The following is a 21,542-nucleotide window of genomic DNA, read 5'->3' on the forward strand; positions in this document are numbered from 1 at the left end:
GTTGGTGCGGGGTTCTCCTGTTGTAAACGGGTACAGCGCCGCAGCAATCGTCGCCCGACTCGTATCATACCTAAATGGCGCAACCTCACTCGTCTCGTCATAGGCCGCACTCGGGACACCGTCGACGATTCTATCTTGCACATCCTCACGCAACGCTTCTTCCCGTGACCGCGTAATCGAAATACGAGATGCCGGGTAGACCACAGCTGAAATATCGCGTGTTATGTATAAAACAGCCTGCCGCACAGTGAATGTAATAGGCCTAATGCCCGAACCCAAGACTATCGACTAATCCCCCTGCTCACCTTCATACTGCGCTCGTTACACAGGTGGTACTTGTGGATGGTCATGTCGGTTTCTGCGTACAGGACCATTAGTAAGCTCCAGAGCCCCTTCCTGCGTGTGGTGAATCGTTACTCTTCGTCGTCTTTGAGTTTGTTGTACCAATCTCGTTCTTTCTCGATGTCGAGTGCGCGGATCTCTTCGGCATCGTCTTCGAAGACCTGATTCAGGAAACTTGCAAATGCGGCGGCATCGACCTCGTCGCTGAACCACAGCGTATCTAACTCTGCTGCGTTCAGACTCTGGAATCCGTGTTGTTTGACTCGCTCGAAGATTTCTTCAGGGTCGCTGAGTTCTTCGCGGTGAATCTCCATGGATAGCGTTGCTCGGTGCCCGCGGGCCTTCTCAACGTGTTCGATCGCCTGTGACAGGTACGCGGTCAAGTTCAGATCGATGTGTTCGCTGTCTTCCCGTGACCGTGCCAGCGCATCGTACAGAAAAAAGAATCCGCTGGAGAACCCGCCTGCGAGCAGGTCCCGGCGTTCTTCGCCTTCGAAAATCTGGTTCCGATCCCGCGCTTCCAACTCCTGAAGAATCTTAAAATCAAGCATGGCGTTCGTTACTCGCTCTCGAATCTTCTGTCGTCGACGGCGTGCACCGGACGAACTCGTATACTCTGTCTTCCCAAGGAGGAATTTCCGGTCCTCCGTGCTAAGAATGCCGCGCGGCCGGTCAACGTCGTACGCGTTGAAATCAGAATCAGGCATATGCTATATGATCTGTCAAGGCCGATAAAGGCTAGTACGTATATCGTTACGGGAAACAGATACGGTTCGACACTACACTTTTTATATCACATCTCGATTCTGTTTTCGCGTGCCTCTACTGAACCATGCGAAACTGACCGTGTCGGAACGGTTCACCGGCAGAGTGCGGAGGGCAAGTCATGACTGACAGTTACAACTTACCATTAGTCGGTGGGTGTGGGACGCTCAGGAACTCGTCACTGATGGCAGTCGACGATGACTACATGCGACGACCAACAGAGTCAGGCCCCGTACTCTTCGAACTCCTCCCAAACTCAGCTCACGTCGACCCGCTATACACTGTTGCCGGTGCGCATGCAGGGTGCTCGTGTAACCGAGATTTCTGCCGGTCTCACTCAGGCGATGCGAGTCACGCCGTCACGGCACTGTACACACCGACAGGAGAACTCGACTACCAGGAACGCATCCTCGCCTGCCGTATCAATATCCTGGAAGAGGACCAAGAGTACAGTGACAGTATCGATGAGTTCCATGAGGAGAAAATCGACGACGCGTTCGAGGACGGTGAACGAGCGGCGTACACCGACTGGATCGACGCGTCACTCACACACGACACCGTCAACGGGTACCAGCGAACAGCGTTCACACGCCGTGAGCCAATCCTATCGTACCCACCGGCAGCGGACCGGGACGTCAGCCGCCCGGTCCTCGTAACCGCATTCGTCGTTCAAACAACGCCGTGGGGCGTCATCGAAGTTGGAACGTACCACTGGCCGGATCCAGACCCCGGCAGTGGACTGGCTACCGTCACCGACCTGGCTGACACGGTTATGAGCCGAGCGTCACGGCTGCCACGGCCAGAGACAGACCCCGAATGGCCGTTGTTCTACGGGTACGAGGAGACCAAAGCCGAACTCGCAGACGAGCTGCGAACGACGATTGCCGAACTCACTGCCGAACCAAGCCCACTCACCCCCGAACCAGGAGCCGCGTTAACCAATCTTAACGACCGGTTTCACGAGCAGTACGGCGCTACGCGGCGCGAAACCGCGGAACTACTCCGCGTCCTCGAAGCGAACGACGAAATCAAGGACGCTACTGCCGGCGCTATCCAACTCACATGACCTGCAGTGACACCACAGGCACGACCAACCAGCACCGACGAACAACGCCTACACCGCTCCCCGCAACCACCTCGAATCCCACACTACACTATCACAGCATGACACGCACAGCAAATCCCGTCACCCGCCACCCCTGCACCCTCTCATGACTAACCACACCAGCAGACGCGAATACCTGCAAGGACTCACCGGTACGACCCTGACTAGCCTCAGTGTCCTCTCAACCACGACCGACGACACGACCGTCGCTGCTGCAGATCTCCTCATCCCGCCGGAAGATACGCCAGCGAAATTCACACGGTCACCCGCGACTGGTCCCGGGCGGTTCGCCGAGACGCTCGAAACCATGGACTCGATGTTCACCGATGCAGATATAGCTACTCGCGGGTACTGGCACGGCAATACAGAATCCGACCCGGAATGGGTCCTCGTCTCCCATGCTATCGTCGGCGACGAAGACTTGCCTCGCCGCACTCTCGAAGCCGCTGCCGAACAGGCACATGACGAGTACGTTAAGGAATACGACGACGAAACGAGCCTGCTCGTTACGTTCGAGCAAGACTGGCAGCACTACGACGAGACAACAGACTGGCGACTCATTATCGATCAAATACCGCTGTTCAAAGACCAGCCGGACGATCCAGACCCGGTGTTCACCGAACTCACACGGTACCAGTACCACGGCAACATCTTCCTCGCCACCACCGCGTTCGGCCCGTGCGACACGCCACCGGCCATCGATACCCTCGTCGACCGATACGCAACACTGCAACGAGCCCGCTACCGCGCCGGAGGCCCACAATGACCGACGCACTCAACCACCCTGCCGGGTTGCTCACCGACGACGAGGCCGAACTCCTCCGGGATCCAGACACCGACCTCGACGAGCACGACGAACTGCGGGAACGCATCCGGGATCGACTCACTGAAACGCTGCAGGACTGCACGACCCTGTACCCGACGCTACCAGGAGAGGACCTCGCAACCGTGTTCACCGCCGACGACGCCGAGACACTCGCCCCAATCCGGGCCGGGACACAAGACGCACTGGCACTCCTCATTCTCGGGATGCTCCACGGCGACGATATGCTCGACACGCGACTCCGTGACGCCATCCAGAACGCCGGGAGGAGTTACGGCGAAGAAATCAACGTGACACTCAACCTCCGCCGTGGCCCACTCCCAACCCTCGAACAGTTCGCCGCGCAACTCACCGACGACAAACCCACCGACGAAACCTTCCCACTGTTCGAGCACTTCCTCTACCAACCCGGGACAAATCCAGACATCCTCGCAGACATCGCCTCGAAACACAACGTCACTATACCGCGAGACAAAAAAGCAGACCTAGCCACATCGATGGGACCGGTCGAACGACCACCACAAACCGTTATCACCGGTGTGTCAGTCGATGAAGTCTCACTCGACGACGACCTGGAGTCAGACACGTGACCGCAGCACTCACCGGGATCACACCGCGCCCGTATCAGGACGAAGCACACGAGTTTGCGACGCGTCGAGACGAGGCCGTCGTGTGTCTCCCGACCGGCACCGGGAAAACCCTCGTCGGGTGCATGTGGGCTCGAACCCGCCTGAACGGCCCTGCCGTCGACCGGGTACTCATCCTCGAACCGTCCCGGTTCCTCGTCGAGCAAACCCACGCGTACTACGAGGAGTACACTAACATTCCGACCACGAAACTCGACGGGACAACCACACCAACCAACCGAGTCCAGCAGTGGGGCGACGGCGATATCGTCGTCACGACACCGCAAACCGCTGTGAACGACACCGCCCACCTCGACTTTGACGCCGTCATCATCGACGAGTGCCACCACACCACCGGGCAACACGCCTTCAAGCAGCTCCTCGACCAGGTCGCGTACCCGTACAAACTCGGACTCAGCGCCACCATCCCCGCCAGCAAAGAACGAGACATCACGACCGCCATCGGCCCAATCCACAGACGGTCTTGGACCGACCTTCCCGACGAACACGTCCCGGAGTGGATCGGGGAAATCTACGACACCCCGTACCCGGACGGCTACACGGACGTCGTCGACATCCTCGAAGATGCGCGGCGTGAGTTCGCCGGAACCAGACTCGCTGGCCTCCCAACGCTCGGCATCCGCATGCTGTGCCGCGACGGCGCACTCGCCCTCGAAGAAACGCTGCGGCGAGACACCGTCATGGGCGACATCCTCCGCGACGACACACTCCCCGTGCTCGACACCTGCCCGGCGACACACAAACTCAACGCGTGCCGCGCTGCACTCGACGAACACGACTTCGAAAAAGCCGTGCTGTTCGTCGACCGCGTCACCATCGCCAAACAACTCAACGCCGAATTAAACGAGTACACCACCACGACACTGCTTGGCCGCGTACACACCAGCAGCGACGCGCAACAAGCCGCCGTCGAAAACGCACAGGCTGAGGGCACGGACCTTATCATCGCCACCGCCGCCGGCGAAGAAGGCATCGACCTGCCCGCCGCCGACCTCCTCATCGTCTGGAGCAACGTCGTCAGCTCCGTCCGCTTCATCCAACGCCTCGGCCGCATCATGCGTCCCGACGGCACCGACGCCCCACGCAACGCCATCTACCTCGCCACGCCGGACAGCCCGGACTACGAAGCCCTACGACGCGGCATCGACGAAGCCCACCGCGCCGGCCTCGACATCACCAACATCAACACCGACACGCTACTCACCCGCAGCAGCGTTGGCCGCGTCAAACACGCCCTCGAAGGCACACCGCAACAACGCAGCGACCTCGCCAACACCCTCAACCAACCAGAATCAAAACTCGACAACTGGCTCCGCACAAACGTCCGCGACAGCAACGTCTTCTACCTGTACCGCGTTCCCGACGACCTCAACGACTGGCGACAGTCCTCGAAAGGCATCAGTGAATTCCTCGGACTTGACCCCGACGAAACGCAAATAGCCGACGCGGCGCGGAACAACTTCTCCCCGGGCAAAGACCACCGGTACTACCTGCAAGAACCAGACATCCACATACTCGAAACCGAACAGCCAGATCTCCTCAACGGCGACGAAACAACACGCCTCTCCGCCAGCTATGGTCCCTCGCATCAAGAACGTGGAAAACACAGCGCGTACGGGACCGTCGACACCGTCACGGACACGATGACTGACCACTTAGCCGATGCCGATAGTTTCTACGCCACCATCTCCACTGACTCCCACACCCCGAAGTTCTCCTTCCAAATGCAGTACCAAGGCACAGCCACCAAGCCAGTCATCAACGCAACCGTCCGGAACGCTGACGCCGTCGCCACCACGCTTACCGACCGACTCGACTGACTGATATCGTCCAGACCGGCCAGACAACAGAACACACCTCGTCTACCCAACTCATCATGAACCCACTCTCAGCATACGAACACCCTGTCGGTGCTTACGCGTTCCACAACACTCACAAAGAAAACACCGCCTCCATCCAAGAACACGGAATCAAAGCCACCGAACAACCCGGACTCAACACTAGAGATGCTGACACAGCCCTTGCTGACCTCGGCTACGACAACCCGTTCCCATTCGACCGGACCAACGTCACGTACTGCCACGTCAACTACGAATACATCGCTGACCGACACGATCCCAAGACCGACACGGTACCACTCGACGAGGACGTAACTATCGTCATCGACACCACCAAAACCACCGCACCAATGTACATTGCCGATATGGGCCACATCTCAGACCTCCTCGACTACCACTACGTCGGCTCCCGCATTATGATTCAATCAGACACGCCCGACGAAGCCATCGAACAATACCGAAACAGCATCACGCCAGTCGAAACCCCGGATGACATCGCCACACAACTCACCAGCGACATCAGCCACGCAGAACTCATCATCGACGGGGACATCCCATCAGCGGCGATCGTTGATATCGTCAGATAACCGTAGACTGATTCGACAAAACGTACCGTGAGCAATTCTTGGCGAGTATATGATTGTTCGCTGAACTAAGATAATTATCCTGTCTTAGAATCCAAGTGAGGCAAAGATTAAGCCGCTGGCGCTATAATTGAAATTTGATGCGCGAACCATATCGCACAATAATGTGTGTACTAGCACTGTTCTACGGAAACAACGAGATTGTACTTCAGCACTCAAAACGGCCAGCCGACCGAAAAGATGATTTCTCTGCCTTTGAGGTTGTTACCGGACTTGAAGCCGATATTTTTGAAAGTCCAGATATGAGTATCGAGGAAACGTCGCATCCGGATGAAGTATTTGTTCATGCTGGCACTCTTTCTGCAGTGCTTGGATGTACCGTTCAAACTGCCCGGAATCGTTTAGAAGAACTAGAAGAGCACGGCATTGTATATGAGCACGGGGATGCTCCCCTTCCCGGTCAAGAGGGTGGAAACGCCCGCTTGTTTCGCCCAACACTAGATAGTCCAGAAGAATTCATCGCTGCAGCTGATGAGCTCGCCGGAACGGAGCCAGTGACCTCAGCTGATGAATTACAAGAGGTGATGCCTTCGGATTTTGAACACATTGGTGATGGAATATGGAGGTACAAACAGGACGGTGGAGTCACTGTTGATGTTACGAAACCAGAACACGGTTCAATCCGGCAATCAATCCGGGACCAACTCAGCCAGCATGGTTTAGTGCCAACCTCAATGAAGAACTTCCAACATCAACTTCGTTCCAAGGCTCGCCTCACGTAACAGAACCCACTCTCAAGGCTTTTCCAGTTTCTTTCTGAGGTCATCATTGTACTCTGTCCCATTCTTGCCATAGTGTATTTGACAGTGGCAATTAGGACACAAAGCAACCACATTGTCCGGAGCATCTGCGCCTCCCTCTGCGAGCTCATCAAGATGGTGGACCTCCAAATATGGGCTCCCATCTTTTCTATCAAAAGGAGCAGGTCGGCCACATCCCTCACACGTACCATCAGCTCGTGCTAACACGAACCGCTTGATTTTCTCAGATCGGGAATAGTCCGAACGTTGCGATGTTGGTATAATATCCTTCGACGGATTTTCTGTTGCATCAGCCAAGGCCTCTCTTTTCAGTTCCTGTTGTTCAGTGTCATAATCCGTATTAACAGACCCTGAATCAGGGGTGGCACCCGCCTCGCTTTGATTATCTGTTCGATTAGTATTGCTAGCAGAGGAACTAACACCCACCGTGCGGTCGTCCTCTTTTCCCCTGCTTTCTTCATCCACACTCTCAGAGATGTTACGTACAGCAACTTCGTCGATTAGACCAGTTATATCCGAGCAATTATTTCGAAATTGCCGTTGATGGGTATCTGACGGTGACGAGGCCATTCCAGGCGCTAAATTTGCTGTAGGACCCCCTTTCTCATAGCCGAACAATGAAGTGACTCTTCCTGTCGTCAGTCTAATCTCAATCGGTTTCGATAGGCAGAGCAGGTTTTTCTTGACCGCTTGGGAATATTGCCAGACTTCCTCCGAAAAGTATCCATTCTCATCCACAGCTGTAAACAAAACGTAAGAAAAATATCTATATTCGCCATCTTGAAAAATAAGAAATATATCTCCTTTCGATATTTTATTTTCTTGTGTCCATGTGTTTGGGCCTTGATATTTCGGTGTTAGAACGGATATATTCTCATATTCTTCGATATTGGTGGGGTCCTCTACAGCAATTTCATCAGACGATATCCCTCGCTTAATACCAGCTGTAAATTTGGATTCTACAAAAGCGTCCTCAAATGACTTTTCAGCTCTGTCATCTGAATTGTAAACCCATATTCTTTCGTCCATAGCAATCAACTGTCTTCGATCAATAAAGTAACAGCGGCCTTCAGGACGCTAAATATGCATGCCAACGGAAAAACTCAGGACTTAATTCAGCCGCTCAATCGAGAGTAATTGACTTCCGGATCTCAAGAACAGTCACAAAATGCTTTGCGACCACTCGGCTGTTCGGAAAGTCTACCGACTAATCACCGTGTAACCATTGACCGACTCTTTCAGACTTGTCTTAGAGTTCCGAATTCAGCGCCTCCAGCGCGTCGATTGCTTGCCGTAGATGCGTTTGCACGTCACCACCGTCAGCGACTGGTTGCTCATCGGACACAGGACCCTCGTCGTCGATCGTGCCACGAATTTCTTCGTCACTGATAGCCGACTCGTCTCCACTACCCTCAACTGACTGCTCGGTTGCGCTGTTCAGTTGGAGCTGTGCAGCATCCTCGTCACCAGCCGGTGTTTGACCCGGTGACTCAGCCTGTCCACTAGAAGGTGGCCGCCCACCCTTGTCGTCGAGCGCGTCCAGCGGCAGATCGTATGCTCGTGCTCGTTTCCCTTTGTGGAACGTCGTCCGAGGAACGATGCCGATGACCTCAGCAACTGCGTCGCGGTTACATCCGCGGTCTAAGGCTTGCGGGACACGTTCGTCTTCGGCGCGCTGCAGTAGTGTTTGCGTCCATTCGTGATGCGGTTGAAAGCTAACGTCGATGCATCCCTGCTCTACTGGCCGACACTGAAGGATTTGGACCACTCTCAGTGATAGACTCGTACTCTTCGAGGCGGTGGAGTTCGACACCGTCCAGCAAATAATCCTCACGGTAGTCTTAATTCACAACGCCAAGCAGCGTGCTATCCCGATAAAATCCCGTGTTAAGAGATATCGACGGCTTGGGCGTCCTCGGTTGGATACCACGTGTACTTGTTGCGGTCTGCGAGTCCAACACTGCGGAGTCGGCTCAAGATGGATCCGACGTCACTGCGTTCGTCTCCGTTTACGTTCGGGTTTGTGAACGGTGAGTCAGGTACCGTGCTGGCATCCGCATGGATGTCTCGTCGAATCGCACCGTCGGGGTTTTGACACAACGCTTTGAGGACCACTCGTTCCATCTCAGTCAGCGCTGCAACAGCGGTGGCCGGGTCGTCAATCCCGCCGAAACGCGTCTCTGGTGTCGCCCACTTCTCTAGCATGAACTCAATGAGTTGCTTTTCTCGGTCCTCGAGGTTCGCAATCGACCACTCATCGTACTGGTCTTGAATATCTGTCTGGACCCATAGTTGTGAGTTCCCGTACCCTTCGTCGTGTTTTGTTTCGAACGAACAGTTCCCCCACGACGAGTTCCATGATCGGCTCGCCAGCGTCAGATTCCCAAGCCGGTGGACATTCCCGTTGTAACGCGCTTCAGGACTCGGGTACTCCCCGCCATCGGTCAATGGTAATTCCTCAGGTGACTGCGGCCAGATGTGTTCGACTGTGTACTCACTACCCATTGCTTCCGCTAACGAGGGGCCGCCACGCTCACCCTCTGTTGCGGCACGATGCCTGTTGAGGAAGTAGAAAAAGTACCGGAGGTCCTGTGAACTTGCTTTTGAGTACAAATCAGTCGCAGCGGCAGACCGCCTGAACTGCGCGTCATCTTCGTACCGGTTCATCACGTTCACGAGACGACTCACCCACACGTCAATCGGACTGTCAGCACCGATATCTCGCGCCCGAATGTACAGACTCGATTCGCCCGTGTGACTCGGGTGATTCCCGATGGAATACACGCGGAAAATGTACGTCTCAATCGCATCCAGCAATTCCAGTCGCTCATCATTGGAAAGTCCCGGCCATGCTTTCAGTACCAACGGGTAGAACTTCCGGGCGTGACGCAAGCGATGTATCCGGTCGATTAACGATGCAATCTCATCGTCACCGCGATACGCAAGCACATCTGATAACGCATTGAATCCGCGTTCCAAATCAGCTGTATACTCTTGAATGTATTCGAGACACGCTTCAGGGTCTTCTAATCGAAGTTCTCGAATCCGGGTTTTCAATTCCGTTAGGAACGTCGGGTCGCTGTGTTGGTCACTGTCCGACCAATCGAAAAACGAAATGAAATGATATCGCTGCACCGCGTCATCACTAATCCCACCCACGTACGGTGATTCCAACATTTCCTGGTGATAACTGTACATCTTCCCGAACGCCTGTCGAATGCGCTGAATAACCGTTTGCGCGGTAGGCTCATCAGGCGCAGCCAAATACGCCGTCCGCATCAAGAACGACTTCGTCTTATCGAACGTCGACAGTGACCGGCCGCGATCGTTCACACTATCGAAAATCAACGTCGCTTTCTCCGGGTTATCAGCGTCAACCACGTACACCATCAACTCTAGTTCGACGATGGTCTGCCACAGCTGGTTAATTGAGTTCGCAACCCCGACTAAGTCTCCATCAGCCGACTCAACAAGGTCCGCCAGTTGCGCATCAAAGTACGCTTTAGCATCAACCATTTTCCGCTGTGACGGCCGCTCGGGCTCCGGGACATTCCGCCCGTCGATAATCCGCTGCAGGTACTCATTGTCCGCCTCATCCAGCAATTCTAACTGATAAATATTATCGTCACACAAGAACGTCTCGCGCATCTCTGTCACATCGGCTATAATCTCGTCTTCATGCGCTGTCGACGGTGCGAGTTCAGCTAAACACTCGGTCATCGCGGTCACCAACAACGCCAGTGACGTCAACCGTTGCTGCCCGTCGATCAGTAAGTTCACGCGCTTCTCCGCCGAGGTGCCGTACCCGCTTGCATCCCCGCCAGTTACCGTTTCATCGGTCTTCTGAATGATGATCGTCCCGAAATAATGCTGTTTCTCACTCGGCAGATTAAACAAGTCAGTCCACAAGTCATCCCACTCCGGCTTCTTCCACGAATAATACCGCTGATACGCCGGCACGTGAAATACCCCGGCCGTTGTCAACTCCTCTAAAGACTTCTTCCCGGACTCCATACGCATGCAACAACACACCGCGTAAAAACCGCTACGGGCACCACACCCACAGTCACTAACTCCTGTCTACGCAAAGTTCGCCACAGGGCAGTAGGAAGAATTAAACCACCTCGCTGAATATATGTATATGAGCAGGTGGCGCACGGATCAATGATCCCTCCTTGAGGGTACTGAGTTCCGTGAGGCTACCTGGTAGCCTTTCCGAGAGCATACTTCTGAGTTACTTCTTTGCGAACCGAAGCGGATGAAGCGTTTCGACGGCCGTTTCACAGTCTCCTTTCCGCTGATGTCTAGCCCAACTGTATGCCGCTACATCAGCAACCTGTAGCCCCGCCGCATCCTTGCTATCACGAGTGTCAAATTCAATCGGCGGAACCTCATCCGCAGCACGGTCCAACACAGTCGCTACCTTCTCAGCAGGGTTTTGCCACACCGCAGAATCCAGCACGACGCACATCGAATCAACCGTACGTAGATCTACGTGCGTCGGCTGAAATATCGGGTTTAGCACGCTGCACAACGCCAGTGTCTTCAATGCCTGCACAGACTCATCGAAGTTCCCAATCACGTCAGTCAACACGTCATTGCCGATATCCGGATTCACCGCATGCACTGACAATCGAATCGGGTACGTAATCCCCCACGGCAACCGGGTTTGCTCAATCGTCGGGTCATCATACTCAACTTGATTCAAACACCCAACAGTCGTATTAACAACCGCAACTGGCAACGCAGCTCCCTTCAGCTCAGACAACGTTTGCGACCCATGCAACGCACTCTCAGCAATTGTTTTCAATTCATCAGCCGTATGCCGTAACACCTCATTCGCCCGGTCCCGCTCAGAGAGACACCACGTAGCCGCTACAACATAGTATGACCCTTTAGACGGATTCCCACTCTCATCAACATGCACGAACAACGTCCGAGCCATCAAATCAACAGGATACTATCACGCTAACACTCATCCGATATATTTCATTCCATCACTACCAAACCATCACTGTCACACGACCACGACATCCACCATAGCCCACGCAGAAAGGAAGTACAGAAGCTGCGGCGAACCAGCCCCATTCACCAGCAAACCAGGGCAGCCGTATCTCCACACCCCCACATCCACGAACTGAGTGACGGCGGGTCAAACACACCTGCAACCGTCGTCGCTCTTGACCCGAACTGCCACTACAAAATCCACCACGGCGTCGACAGTGACGAGCTCAACGACCAGCTACGCAAAAAACTCCCGCCACTGGAAGACGCGTAACCCGCCCGCGTAAGAGTCTACAGCGCCTTCTCCAGCTCTTCTAACGCTTCGATCGTCTGCTGCAACTGCGTCTTCGCGTCCGACCACGTAATCTCCTCGTCGTCTTCCTCGGTCGGTTCTTGGTCTGCCTCGCCACCATCGCTCAGCATCCCTGCTTCGCCATCAGCAGCGTCTTCTACAGCGTCAAGCCGTTGCTGCATCTCGGTGTCGGCGTCCGCCTCATCTGTCGGAAGATCCGTGAGCGTCTCATCAGCGTCTGCATCGGCCGGCGGCCGCCCGCCTCGATCGTCAAGCGCATCCAAGGGGAACGCGAACGCTCTCGCGCGTTTTTCCTTATTCCACGTCGTGCGTTCAACGATCCCGATCACGTCGGCGACAGCGCCCCGGTCACACCCTCTGTCGAGCGCTTGCCGGACGCGTTCATCCTCCGCACGCTGCAAAAGTGTCTGCGGATCGTCAGGAATGCGGCCCCTCGCCGACGTAGATATCTGCCCCACTAGTCCCCACTCACCAGTTTCCGAAGACTGATCGACGATTTGCTTGGTACGCGAAGCGACCGTGTTATCGAGCCCCATCAACACCCACAGGCGTTCCCGGACTGACGACACCGTCAAATCAGGCGTGAGTTCATCCGCGATATCGCCGGTGCTCAACGGGCCGTGGCGCGCCAAGACCTGCAGAATCTCTACGTCCTGCGGGAGCAGCACTTGCCCGTCAGCGTCCGTCAACTCGACCGGCGCATCCGCCTCGGATGGTTGGTTGTGCAGCCAGTTGTGACACTTACGACACACAGCGGTCAGGTTCGCCGGGTCGTGCTCGTCCATCTCATCAACATCACGGGACGCGTGATGCACGTGCAGCGTCGCCGACCCACCAGCACCCGGCCCGTCTCGGCCGCACCACTGGCAGCGATGCGCCGCAGCAGCCAACACTTCCGCTCGCGTCTCCGCATCCACCGTCTCGTTCGAAACCCCCTCGGTCATGCTACCACCACCACGTCACTACCTCGTCGCTGATCGTTCGTCGTCGATACGCCGCGCTTCTCGCATTGCGTTGTGCGTTGCATGTTTACTGAGTCAACCGCATTGCTCACTGCGCGCAATCGCCCGACCTCGTGGTGTATCGCTTCAATACCGCCCACACCGCACATTCGCCGAATCGATTCACCGCTCAGGAGCGCTTACCCGTGACTCGTCGGCGTCAACGATTTCACGCTGAAATCAGAGCGACTGCAATACCGCTCCGCAACCCGTCCGAGCGCCGCTGTTCGCAATACGTCCGCCACGTTGTGCAGTACAACATCAGTGACCCGCCCGTCCTCGAACGCTGTCACCGCCTCCGCGCTGTCCTCGAACGGGTCAAGCGCGTCGTAGTTCCCGTCACAAAGCAGGTTGTACGCCGCTGTGAGACTCGACTGTGGCTCCCCGTCGACGGTCGTGTTGAACAGCTTCTGCACGACCGGGAACAAGTCCGCATACGGGATATCGACGAACGGCCAGTCAAAGCTATGTTCTGCAAACCGCGTCCTGAGGAACGGGACATCGAATCCGCCCTGCCACGTCTCTCCGTTAAACGCCACGAGGAGTACGTCATCCTCTCGCAACCGCATCTTGACGAACTCCGAAACTGCTTCTAACAAGAGGGCTTCCGAGTCGTGGATCGACGCGATCACGTGCTCGTCCACTCGGTCCTGTACGGCGTCTTCCACGCCGTCACAGGTGCGCTCGGCAGTCTGACAGAACACCCGCGCTCCTAACGGTAACGCGAACCCGACCACGGTCACGACATCGTCGACGTCGAACCCGGTCGTCTCGATATCGAACGCCACCTGCTCTAACGCGTCGCTCATCACACCTCACCCCCAACACCGAGAGCGCGTTCAGGCACGCGATCCCGCTCAGCTGGTCGAAGCCTAAACTCACCGAACCCGTACTTCGCGTGTGTCCCCACGCGCAATACGCCGTTTTTCGCCGTGCGGACCGCGTCCCCGTCACTCCCGGTGAATTTGACTACCTGCCCGTGATCTACCGTCTCCAATGCATGCACTTCCTCACCGTTCACCAGCCTGGTTTCCCGGCGACGCAACTCGGAGTCCGTTCCCCACCACCACGGCACATCCTGCCCGTCAGCCCCCGGGTACTCACTCGACAGGACGAACGGCGACACGAGCTCTAAGTTGAGCGCCGTGTCCTCAACGCGGGAGTAGTCTAATTCATCCAATTCAACAAGCTGCGTGCCTTTCAGGGACAGCTCGCCAAGTCCGTAATTCCGGGCTGCACCGACCCGAAGCCTGTCCAAAACGTCCTTGTCGAGCGGGAGGACATCATCGTCGCGCCCGGCGTGCAGGTAGCACTGCACGAACCACTGGACAGACCGCTTCGAATTCCGAACGTTCTCTGGTCGACCAAACCAGCACGTCGGTGCGAACGCAAGTCGGTCACCGTGCCGGGTCACGTCATGCACGTTATGCGCATCTCGCGGCCGAGAATCCAGCAACCAACGTTGGGCTGCATCCCTGTAGAGGAACAAGTCTGCGTAGTTCTCGACGGGTGGGAGGGATTTTCCAAGCACCCCGGCGTACCCGACCTCGGAATGCGCCGCCGGGTACTCGGCGTACTCGCCCGGGACGAACACGCCGTGACTCACGTGCAACTGCTTGCGAGTCCGAGCGTCGACGCGCCGCGCAATCGCGTTGAACAACGCGTTCCCCGTCACGTGATACGCGTGTCCCTGGTAGTCCGATTCCAACTCGAACAGGACTTGCTGGATGCGAGTCACGCTACCACACCCCCTGCGGTTCCACTGGAGAATATCGGCGTCACCGCGCATCACCATCCCCGTACACCGCGACGGAATCCTCGATGTACGCGAGCGCCGTCGACCACGACCTGATACGGCGCAGCTGCGCGTCCAACCGCCGCCACCGCCGATCACCCTGATCGAACGGATGCGCCGACAACCGCGACCACGTATCCGCAAACGACCGCGCCGGACACGACCCTAACGGAGCCGACGCCCGGTCACCCGGCTCCCCCGTCACGTGCAGCGACACGACCGGAGACCACAACACCGTTCGAAACGGTTCCACGACTTCGGACTCCCGCGCCGCTGCAGCAGTCCTACCTTCGTCCGGCAGCGAGCCTGACGGCGTCGCCACAAGATGCAAGTCCTCGAAGTCATGCCCGGCCCGGTAATTATCCAAAAGCGCCGCCACGAGCAACACGTGGAATCTGAGCGAGGTGTACGGGTAGTACACTGACTCGTTGAACGCTGCCGCGGCGTCGCTCGTCAACCACCGCGAATGCAGCACTTCGGGATCCGTCGACAACACCAACCAGTCCAACGGCGCATCTTCCGACGCTGGAATCCGGTCAGACGCTACGGCCGTGTCACCTGTCGCCAGCGATAACCGACGCGGCGACCGGTGATTCGCCACCGTCTCATCAGGCGCGCCTTTCGGCCGCGACAGCCTGGCTGCATCCCCATCCGCACCCAACGGCACCGACTCGTTCACCCGCGCCCCGCGAAACACCTCTTGCGCGGCATCATGCGACCGGCCCCGCAGCTTATGCACATCATGGCGATACGCCGCGACCAACGGATCCACGTCCGACTCAGGCGCGTCACGCAGCGACTCGAACGGCACGTCCGAAGTCATGGCTCATCACCATCCGGGACCGGTAACTCCCCATCACGACGCGCTGTGCGGGCCTGAAGCGCCTCCACGAACTTGTCCCGACACTGCGTTTGCCACAGCTCGTCTTTCCGCTCCATCTCGCTCGTCGGCGACTTCCGCCGATCATACACGCACTTCACCTCAGCCTCAGAGTACAGTGGATTCAGAATCTCCGCGTCAACCATCCCGGCCCCGAAATTCCGCGCACCACCGAGTTGGAACGCATACTCATCGCTGTGGGCATCCAGGAATGCGATTGCTTCCAACAGCAAACCGACGAACTCCGGCTTAACCTCTCTGAGCGTCAACTTCCACGTTCCCACGAGATTCCCGACCACGTCCCGCGTCGAGTGTCGCAGTGGTTGCCCACCATCCTCCTCATTCCGCGACCGGACCTGCGTGTGCAGTTGGCGGTAGTGCGCTTCGGCTTCGCCCTTCGTCACGTCCACTTGGCTGCGGACCGGCGAGAACGACACTGGACGCCGAATCAACTTCCCGGGACTGCCCCCGAACCCACCGAACAGATCGTACAGCACACAGCCAGCATCCACATCGTCCGTGCAGCTACCCTTCTCGTGATACCCTGCCTCCAAATCCCGGTCGTACACATCCTCCAACCGGAAATTCGCGTTCGACTCACCCGGATGACACGCCGACGCACCAGCCGCCTGCAGGACCGCCTCGCAGCCATGGCGCAGCCATCCAGATAACGCGAACGGGGAAATCTGCCCTGCAATCTGGTTCTGTGGGTCGTCAGCTTCGTAGCGATCCGAGGAAGCGTGATGCCGATCCGTTACAATCCCATCACCCGGCGCGAGTAACCCGGCATCGAGGCCAACGTACAGGTCAGGAAGCATTAGCTCTTCTTCCTCCTCGACAGGCAGGTCGAATTCAACCGGGAGATTAGCCGTGTCAAAATCGACCATTACGCCTCACCACCCTCAGCAGCAACCAACTCACACGCCGCACATCCTGGTGACGACCACTCACCCGAATCAATACTCAACGATTCGCGCGTATGCGCCGGCGACCACGCCACGACCTCGGGTGCCACCACCGTCACCCAATCACGCTGCACCCCCGTATCCACCACGCGGCCAACCCGGCCCTCAACCACCACTTCAGCAACGCCAAGCGTAGAAAGAGAAGCAAGCGACGGTGGGTGCTGCGGACACCGCATCTGGTGAACCAACCATGGAGCATGCGGACACGACCGTACCGCATACGCAACCACCGCCGCGCCGTCCCGCAATCCCTGCTCAGAAACCGGGCAATGGTACTGTTGTTGTGATATTTCTTCAATTAGCCGTGTGTCGATAGCTTCTTGACTTGTCGATGATGACTCGTTCATGGGTTCTCTGGCTACTTCCTAAGAACCCGGTTCGGGTGCTACAACACCCGGACACCTTACTTCAAAGATGTCCTCTGCGACCGGGTTCTGTCCACTAGTCATACGTCTATTGGTATAGTTCTTTCCCTTTAGACGCGTGACTAATGGATAGCTGATTAGATCAGTAGTCATATCACGGCACAGATTGACCACACAAATATGACGGATCGGGATCGAGAGGAAGATACCGGCCAGTTTACCACAGAATACACTGACGAGGATTTTATACAGGCTCTTGAAGATCTGGATGGTTCTGCTTCTACGTCTGAAATAGCAAATATGATCAGTTGCGATCGCCGGACGGCATATCTCAGATTGAAGCAACTCAAAGAAGATGATCAGATTATCGGCCGTAAAGTGGGGAATTCTATGTTGTGGGAAATTGATTCATAGTTTTCCCGTCGGCAAACCGTCAGCCACACTTTCTCTTCTCCAATAACCGTACGGCAAGAGGATTTCGTCGTAGATGACAGCAACTACTATAGTTATCGAATCAGAGAAGTAGACCATGACGATTCATCCACGGTTTGAGACATTGGTGATCTGAATGACTGACAAAGTGATCTCAGATTATATCTCTCCAAGCGAGGAGATACAAGCTGAAAATGGCGATATCAATCCTACTGGCCTATTGGATGAGGTGAGCTTGTACAACCTCTATGATGACCGTGATTCGCCAGAGCAAGATGCTGAACGGATTCTTGACATCACGTATCCAACAGCTACTCTCACCTCTATCATCAAAAACAGCGCGCAAAAGCTGGATGGGGAAGATGGTTTTTCGGAAGGTGGGCAGGTTATCGGCGGAGAATACGGCAGCGGTAAAAGCCACATTGAGCTCGTCGTCTATCATTTATTCAACTCTCCGGAGCTTGGCCAGCGGTGGCTAGACAGGCAGGGGATCGATGTTTCTCTGCCGAGTGAAACACGGTCTGCTGCTCTGCAGATGTTCAATCTCGACAAGGAGTACAATCGACTCTCCGAGGCAGTTGGCGACTATCTCGGAATTGACGAGTGGACCGAAGATACTGACCTTCCGACTGTACACCAGATTAGAGACGCACTCGATCAGAAGCCAACTATAGTCCTGATTGACGAGTTCGAGCGATGGTTTGGGATGGCCGATCGCAGTGAATATCGTGACGATAACCTCGCTTTCCTCCAAAATCTGTTAGAGGCTGCTGGTAGAGACGACACTCGCCTGTCGGTTCTAATCTCTCTTCTCTATGAAAATGAAGACGTCCAAGCGATCACGCAACGGACAAATCCTTTTACTCACGACCTCTCCTCCCGTCGAGACGAGAAAATCGATTTCATTCTACACCGTCTGGTGGGCGAAGTAGAGGATCCAGAAGGAGTGTCCGCTCTCGCTAAGGAATACACCGACGTCTATCGGCAAAACGACCAGATCGAGTTGGAGGACTACCAGGACTTACAGGATAGAATAGAGCGGTACTATCCGTTCCATCCAGCCCTCCTTACCCTGCTCATGGAGAAGTACTCCGAGCAGCGCATCAGCTCCGACGCCCGGGGCTTGCTTAGATTCCTTACGGAAATCTTCAGAGACAACTATCGGAATGTCGATCTCATATTGACCGGCAATGTGGACGTTTTCGCGTATACCGACCGGTTCCAGTACATTGACAACGAGCTGGTCGGGAAGTACGTCAACGACTATCACCGTCTCCAGAAGCCCGACGAAACCTTTGACGAATTCGTCGAAGAGCTTCTCGGGATCGTACTTCTACACAGCCTGGCACGGGCCGGCGATGAGGGTGCGAACAAACGTCAGATGTTGATGGGCACGATGCGCAAAGGCATCAATGCCCATCGAATTATTCAAACCTTCACCGAGGTTGTGTATGGTCACGCATGGCATATACACCGAATTAACGGTGAATACGCGTTTGACGTAGATGAAAATCCTGCCGCGAGAATCGAAAAGAAGGCCGAGGATATACACAAACACGACGCCATCCACCGGGTAGAGTCACTGGTTACGGAGGATCTCTTTGATGGGCACAACAACGTCCACATATTAGATCCGGTGAACACGGATCAGAACATTCCCGACAACAAAGCTCTGAAGATCATCGTCACCCTCGGCGCTAAACGAAGTTACGACGAGGATTTCGAGGAACTCACAACGGGACAAGAACGGGAATTCAACAACACATTGGTCCTTGTGACACCCGGGCAGCGCTCCAGCGTCGATACCAATACTGGAATTATCGAACTTGCTCGTAAAGTCGTTGCCGGCGAGCAGCTCGATAGAGAAGAAGAGGTTCTACCGGACGGATTTACTGAAATCCACAATCAGAACTTCCAAAATCTCAGGGATCGCGTTCGGGATAAGTACGGGACGGTACACACCTCGACCGATCGGGGTCTCTTCCCGCAGGACCTCCCAACGGGTGGAAACATGGACTTCTATGCCGCTACCATAGAAGTCGTCAAGCCAGACAGCAGCCAACTCCGATCCGAAGTCGAAGACGCTGTCAAGGACGCGGAGGGGAGCGGCATCCAGTACGAACATCTCAAGAACGATTTCTACAGAAACGCTGTTTACACAACTCTCACCACGGAGGAGGAACTGGAAGAAGCGATCGGCTCACTCTGTCGTGATGGTGTACTCAAAGTCGGCAATTACTTCGAAGAACGAGTCGGGAGCCTCGGAAATGACACAAATCTCGTCCACGAGCAGTACGTCACAGAGGAAGAAGATGAGGAAGACGAGGGACGGACCATCACTATCGATGCGAGAAGTGTAGACGAGGGTGAGGATGGAGGTGATGGTGTATCTTCCACGAGTGGCGGTGACGGAGATGGAGAAACCACTGCTACAAGCGCGCTCCAATGCCCTGAGTGTAAGCGTGATCTTGATGGGAAAGAATGTGAGTGTGGATTCGAATTCGACGCCACAGATATTGAGGATGGGACAGTAAAGATTGAGGGAGGTTCCGATGAGATGGTTGGCAAATTCCTTGAGGATCTCGGATTGGATGAGCCCGACTCCAAGATCCAGTCGTACCCCATCATGGGTGATGTCCGAGCGGATAACAAACCAGACCTCATCGACGAGCTTGAGCGTGAGATCGGTATCGAATGGGAGATCCATGAAGCCACTATCACCGTTGAAGGAAAGCTCAGCAGTGATGATCTTGAAGAGTACGGGATCAACGAGGATGCGCTTGATGAGAAAGTTCACTTGGATGAGACGTTAGAGGTTGATCCAGACGAACCGATCTCACGGCAGGGATTCTTGAGCCTCCTGTGGGACCTAAACGTCCCTGAGAAGGCGTCGCTATCGGTCAAGCTCCAGGTGGACAAAAATGAGTGAGGGCCTCTATGGTTCGGAGGAGTTTGATGCGCTTCTTGATGAAGACGATATCCTAGATGGCACGTTTGAGTGTCTCCGGCGCATTTGGGGGGATCCGGAGGCCCTCAGCGACAGGAGGCTTGCAGATTCGGAGTACCGAACCCGCAAGCTCGAATACGAACTGGAACAGCTCTATCCGCCCCTGTATGATGATCTGCTTGAGCAGATGGGCGATCATCCAGTCACACAACTCGACCAGGGATGTGGCGTGATCATGGATGCGCTCAGTTTCCGCGAGGGGTTCAGGCTCGAACGCGAGTTAGCTGCTGACCACGACTGGTCTGTCTCACTCACATGGGCACCCATTGAGGGACTCCCAAGCGAGACACAGTTCATCTGTCGAGAGTGGTTCGACGCACAGAGCCCGTCAGCAGTTTCCCGGGATGACTTCCGCTTTGTTGGCGACATGGACGTCCCAAAACTACCTGGAACAGAGCCAGAATACGTTTGGACTCGACATCCGGACCAACGCCTCGAAGGAGCGCTGAAAGGCAACTACTCGATGGAAGAAGTCGAGGATATCTACGAGGATGTCAAGACGCTTCTTGAGGACATCGTTCACGAGAGCATCCACGACGAATTCCTCGTGACGAGCGATCACGGATACGTCAACCACCTCGGCAACTCCCCGTATTCGCTAAGCGATGAGGAGGAAGAAGCATTATCAAGCAAATTCAACAGTCGATTCTGCGAAGTGGGGAACGGACAAGCGTATCAGCTGCTTGAGCGTGCAAAGGTTATTGAACGTGTACGCGAGCATTACATGGTACGTGGGCACTATAAATGGACGAAGCGTGGTGCGACAAAGAAAATTATGCACGGCGGGATGAGCCTACCCGAGTGCATGACTCCAGTGCTCCACATTAACACTGACCCCGTAGGAGTAAACTAATA

General features: G+C 55.6%; 19 protein-coding genes. 9 read left to right on the plus strand and 10 right to left on the minus strand.

Annotated elements, in window-relative coordinates; all coding sequences use genetic code 11:
* Nucleotides 1-413: 413 nt before the first annotated feature.
* Nucleotides 414-1,049, minus strand: coding sequence for a DUF8102 family protein (locus NDI86_RS18125; RefSeq protein WP_310901771.1), 636 nt, complete (start codon nucleotides 1,047-1,049; stop codon nucleotides 414-416).
* Nucleotides 1,050-1,228: 179 nt separating this feature from the next.
* Between NDI86_RS18125 and NDI86_RS18130 the strand changes: the two genes are divergently transcribed.
* The 6 genes from NDI86_RS18130 to NDI86_RS18155 all read left to right on the plus strand — a co-directional run bounded on the left by NDI86_RS18130 (nucleotide 1,229) and on the right by NDI86_RS18155 (nucleotide 6,886).
* Nucleotides 1,229-2,173, plus strand: a complete 945-nt coding sequence (locus tag NDI86_RS18130; protein WP_310901772.1) for a hypothetical protein — start codon at nucleotides 1,229-1,231, stop codon at nucleotides 2,171-2,173.
* Between the two features lie 145 nt (nucleotides 2,174-2,318).
* Nucleotides 2,319-2,978 (plus strand): hypothetical protein, encoded by a 660-nt coding sequence (locus NDI86_RS18135; protein ID WP_310901773.1) that lies wholly within the window; start codon nucleotides 2,319-2,321, stop codon nucleotides 2,976-2,978.
* Complete coding sequence (locus NDI86_RS18140; protein WP_310901774.1) at nucleotides 2,975-3,625, plus strand: DUF8102 family protein; 651 nt, start codon at nucleotides 2,975-2,977, stop codon at nucleotides 3,623-3,625. The genes NDI86_RS18135 and NDI86_RS18140 overlap by 4 nt, the downstream gene beginning before the upstream one ends.
* A complete protein-coding gene (locus tag NDI86_RS18145) occupies nucleotides 3,622-5,502 on the plus strand; it encodes a DEAD/DEAH box helicase (protein ID WP_310901775.1) in 1,881 nt (626 codons plus the stop codon). The genes NDI86_RS18140 and NDI86_RS18145 overlap by 4 nt, the downstream gene beginning before the upstream one ends.
* Before the next feature lie 56 nt (nucleotides 5,503-5,558).
* Entirely contained in the window at nucleotides 5,559-6,107 is a 549-nt protein-coding gene (locus NDI86_RS18150) for a hypothetical protein (protein WP_310901776.1), read from the plus strand.
* Nucleotides 6,108-6,244: 137 nt separating this feature from the next.
* Entirely contained in the window at nucleotides 6,245-6,886 is a 642-nt protein-coding gene (locus NDI86_RS18155; RefSeq protein WP_310901777.1) for a hypothetical protein, read from the plus strand.
* A 12-nt stretch (nucleotides 6,887-6,898) separates the two neighbouring features.
* On the opposite strand, the gene NDI86_RS18160 is transcribed toward NDI86_RS18155, so the two are convergent.
* The 9 genes from NDI86_RS18160 to NDI86_RS22285 form a co-directional block, all read right to left on the minus strand.
* Nucleotides 6,899-7,954, minus strand: coding sequence for an HNH endonuclease (locus NDI86_RS18160; protein WP_310901778.1), 1,056 nt, complete (start codon nucleotides 7,952-7,954; stop codon nucleotides 6,899-6,901).
* An 858-nt stretch (nucleotides 7,955-8,812) separates the two neighbouring features.
* Nucleotides 8,813-10,939: a DUF262 domain-containing protein gene (locus tag NDI86_RS18165; protein WP_310901779.1), complete on the minus strand. Its 2,127-nt coding sequence runs from the start codon at nucleotides 10,937-10,939 to the stop codon at nucleotides 8,813-8,815.
* A 220-nt stretch (nucleotides 10,940-11,159) separates the two neighbouring features.
* Entirely contained in the window at nucleotides 11,160-11,870 is a 711-nt protein-coding gene (locus NDI86_RS18170; protein ID WP_310901780.1) for a DUF3800 domain-containing protein, read from the minus strand.
* Between the two features lie 350 nt (nucleotides 11,871-12,220).
* On the minus strand, nucleotides 12,221-13,186 hold the full coding sequence (locus NDI86_RS18175; RefSeq protein WP_310901781.1) for an HNH endonuclease: 966 nt from the start codon (nucleotides 13,184-13,186) through the stop codon (nucleotides 12,221-12,223).
* A 197-nt stretch (nucleotides 13,187-13,383) separates the two neighbouring features.
* A complete protein-coding gene (locus NDI86_RS18180) occupies nucleotides 13,384-14,052 on the minus strand; it encodes a hypothetical protein (protein WP_310901998.1) in 669 nt (222 codons plus the stop codon).
* Nucleotides 14,052-14,981, minus strand: coding sequence for a hypothetical protein (locus tag NDI86_RS18185; RefSeq protein WP_417936294.1), 930 nt, complete (start codon nucleotides 14,979-14,981; stop codon nucleotides 14,052-14,054). The genes NDI86_RS18180 and NDI86_RS18185 overlap by 1 nt, the downstream gene beginning before the upstream one ends.
* A 40-nt stretch (nucleotides 14,982-15,021) precedes the next feature.
* A complete protein-coding gene (locus tag NDI86_RS18190) occupies nucleotides 15,022-15,861 on the minus strand; it encodes a DUF8168 family protein (protein WP_310901783.1) in 840 nt (279 codons plus the stop codon).
* Entirely contained in the window at nucleotides 15,858-16,805 is a 948-nt protein-coding gene (locus NDI86_RS18195; protein WP_310901784.1) for a hypothetical protein, read from the minus strand. The genes NDI86_RS18190 and NDI86_RS18195 overlap by 4 nt, the downstream gene beginning before the upstream one ends.
* Entirely contained in the window at nucleotides 16,805-17,230 is a 426-nt protein-coding gene (locus NDI86_RS22285; RefSeq protein ID WP_470303460.1) for a DUF8112 family protein, read from the minus strand. The genes NDI86_RS18195 and NDI86_RS22285 overlap by 1 nt, the downstream gene beginning before the upstream one ends.
* Before the next feature lie 198 nt (nucleotides 17,231-17,428).
* Here NDI86_RS22285 and NDI86_RS18200 point away from each other — a divergent pair, with 198 nt between their 5' ends.
* From NDI86_RS18200 to NDI86_RS18210, 3 genes are all read left to right on the plus strand, one after another.
* Nucleotides 17,429-17,662 (plus strand): transcriptional regulator, encoded by a 234-nt coding sequence (locus tag NDI86_RS18200; RefSeq protein WP_310901785.1) that lies wholly within the window; start codon nucleotides 17,429-17,431, stop codon nucleotides 17,660-17,662.
* A gap of 154 nt (nucleotides 17,663-17,816) precedes the next feature.
* Nucleotides 17,817-20,609, plus strand: a complete 2,793-nt coding sequence (locus tag NDI86_RS18205) for a DUF499 domain-containing protein (protein ID WP_310901786.1) — start codon at nucleotides 17,817-17,819, stop codon at nucleotides 20,607-20,609.
* Nucleotides 20,602-21,540, plus strand: a complete 939-nt coding sequence (locus NDI86_RS18210; RefSeq protein ID WP_310901787.1) for a PglZ domain-containing protein — start codon at nucleotides 20,602-20,604, stop codon at nucleotides 21,538-21,540. The genes NDI86_RS18205 and NDI86_RS18210 overlap by 8 nt, the downstream gene beginning before the upstream one ends.
* Nucleotides 21,541-21,542: the final 2 nt, after the last annotated feature.

The sequence above is a fragment of the Haloarcula onubensis genome (assembly GCF_031624605.1).
GTDB classification, from domain to species: Archaea; Halobacteriota; Halobacteria; order Halobacteriales; family Haloarculaceae; genus Haloarcula; species Haloarcula onubensis.

Excerpts from the sequence above, each read along its gene's own strand:
- NDI86_RS18130 (WP_310901772.1), top strand. The coding sequence starts at position 1,229 with ATGACTGACAGTTACAACTTACCATTAGTCGGTGGGTGTGGGACGCTC.
- NDI86_RS18175 (WP_310901781.1), bottom strand. The coding sequence starts at position 13,186 with ATGACCGAGGGGGTTTCGAACGAGACGGTGGATGCGGAGACGCGAGCG.
- NDI86_RS18135 (WP_310901773.1), top strand. The coding sequence starts at position 2,319 with ATGACTAACCACACCAGCAGACGCGAATACCTGCAAGGACTCACCGGT.
- NDI86_RS18125 (WP_310901771.1), bottom strand. The coding sequence starts at position 1,049 with ATGCCTGATTCTGATTTCAACGCGTACGACGTTGACCGGCCGCGCGGC.
- NDI86_RS18150 (WP_310901776.1), top strand. The coding sequence starts at position 5,559 with ATGAACCCACTCTCAGCATACGAACACCCTGTCGGTGCTTACGCGTTC.
- NDI86_RS18195 (WP_310901784.1), bottom strand. The coding sequence starts at position 16,805 with ATGGTCGATTTTGACACGGCTAATCTCCCGGTTGAATTCGACCTGCCT.
- NDI86_RS18205 (WP_310901786.1), top strand. The coding sequence starts at position 17,817 with ATGACTGACAAAGTGATCTCAGATTATATCTCTCCAAGCGAGGAGATA.
- NDI86_RS18200 (WP_310901785.1), top strand. The coding sequence starts at position 17,429 with ATGACGGATCGGGATCGAGAGGAAGATACCGGCCAGTTTACCACAGAA.
- NDI86_RS18165 (WP_310901779.1), bottom strand. The coding sequence starts at position 10,939 with ATGGAGTCCGGGAAGAAGTCTTTAGAGGAGTTGACAACGGCCGGGGTA.
- NDI86_RS18170 (WP_310901780.1), bottom strand. The coding sequence starts at position 11,870 with ATGGCTCGGACGTTGTTCGTGCATGTTGATGAGAGTGGGAATCCGTCT.
- NDI86_RS18190 (WP_310901783.1), bottom strand. The coding sequence starts at position 15,861 with ATGACTTCGGACGTGCCGTTCGAGTCGCTGCGTGACGCGCCTGAGTCG.
- NDI86_RS18160 (WP_310901778.1), bottom strand. The coding sequence starts at position 7,954 with ATGGACGAAAGAATATGGGTTTACAATTCAGATGACAGAGCTGAAAAG.
- NDI86_RS18180 (WP_310901998.1), bottom strand. The coding sequence starts at position 14,052 with ATGAGCGACGCGTTAGAGCAGGTGGCGTTCGATATCGAGACGACCGGG.
- NDI86_RS18155 (WP_310901777.1), top strand. The coding sequence starts at position 6,245 with ATGCGCGAACCATATCGCACAATAATGTGTGTACTAGCACTGTTCTAC.
- NDI86_RS18210 (WP_310901787.1), top strand. The coding sequence starts at position 20,602 with ATGAGTGAGGGCCTCTATGGTTCGGAGGAGTTTGATGCGCTTCTTGAT.
- NDI86_RS22285 (WP_470303460.1), bottom strand. The coding sequence starts at position 17,230 with ATGAACGAGTCATCATCGACAAGTCAAGAAGCTATCGACACACGGCTA.
- NDI86_RS18140 (WP_310901774.1), top strand. The coding sequence starts at position 2,975 with ATGACCGACGCACTCAACCACCCTGCCGGGTTGCTCACCGACGACGAG.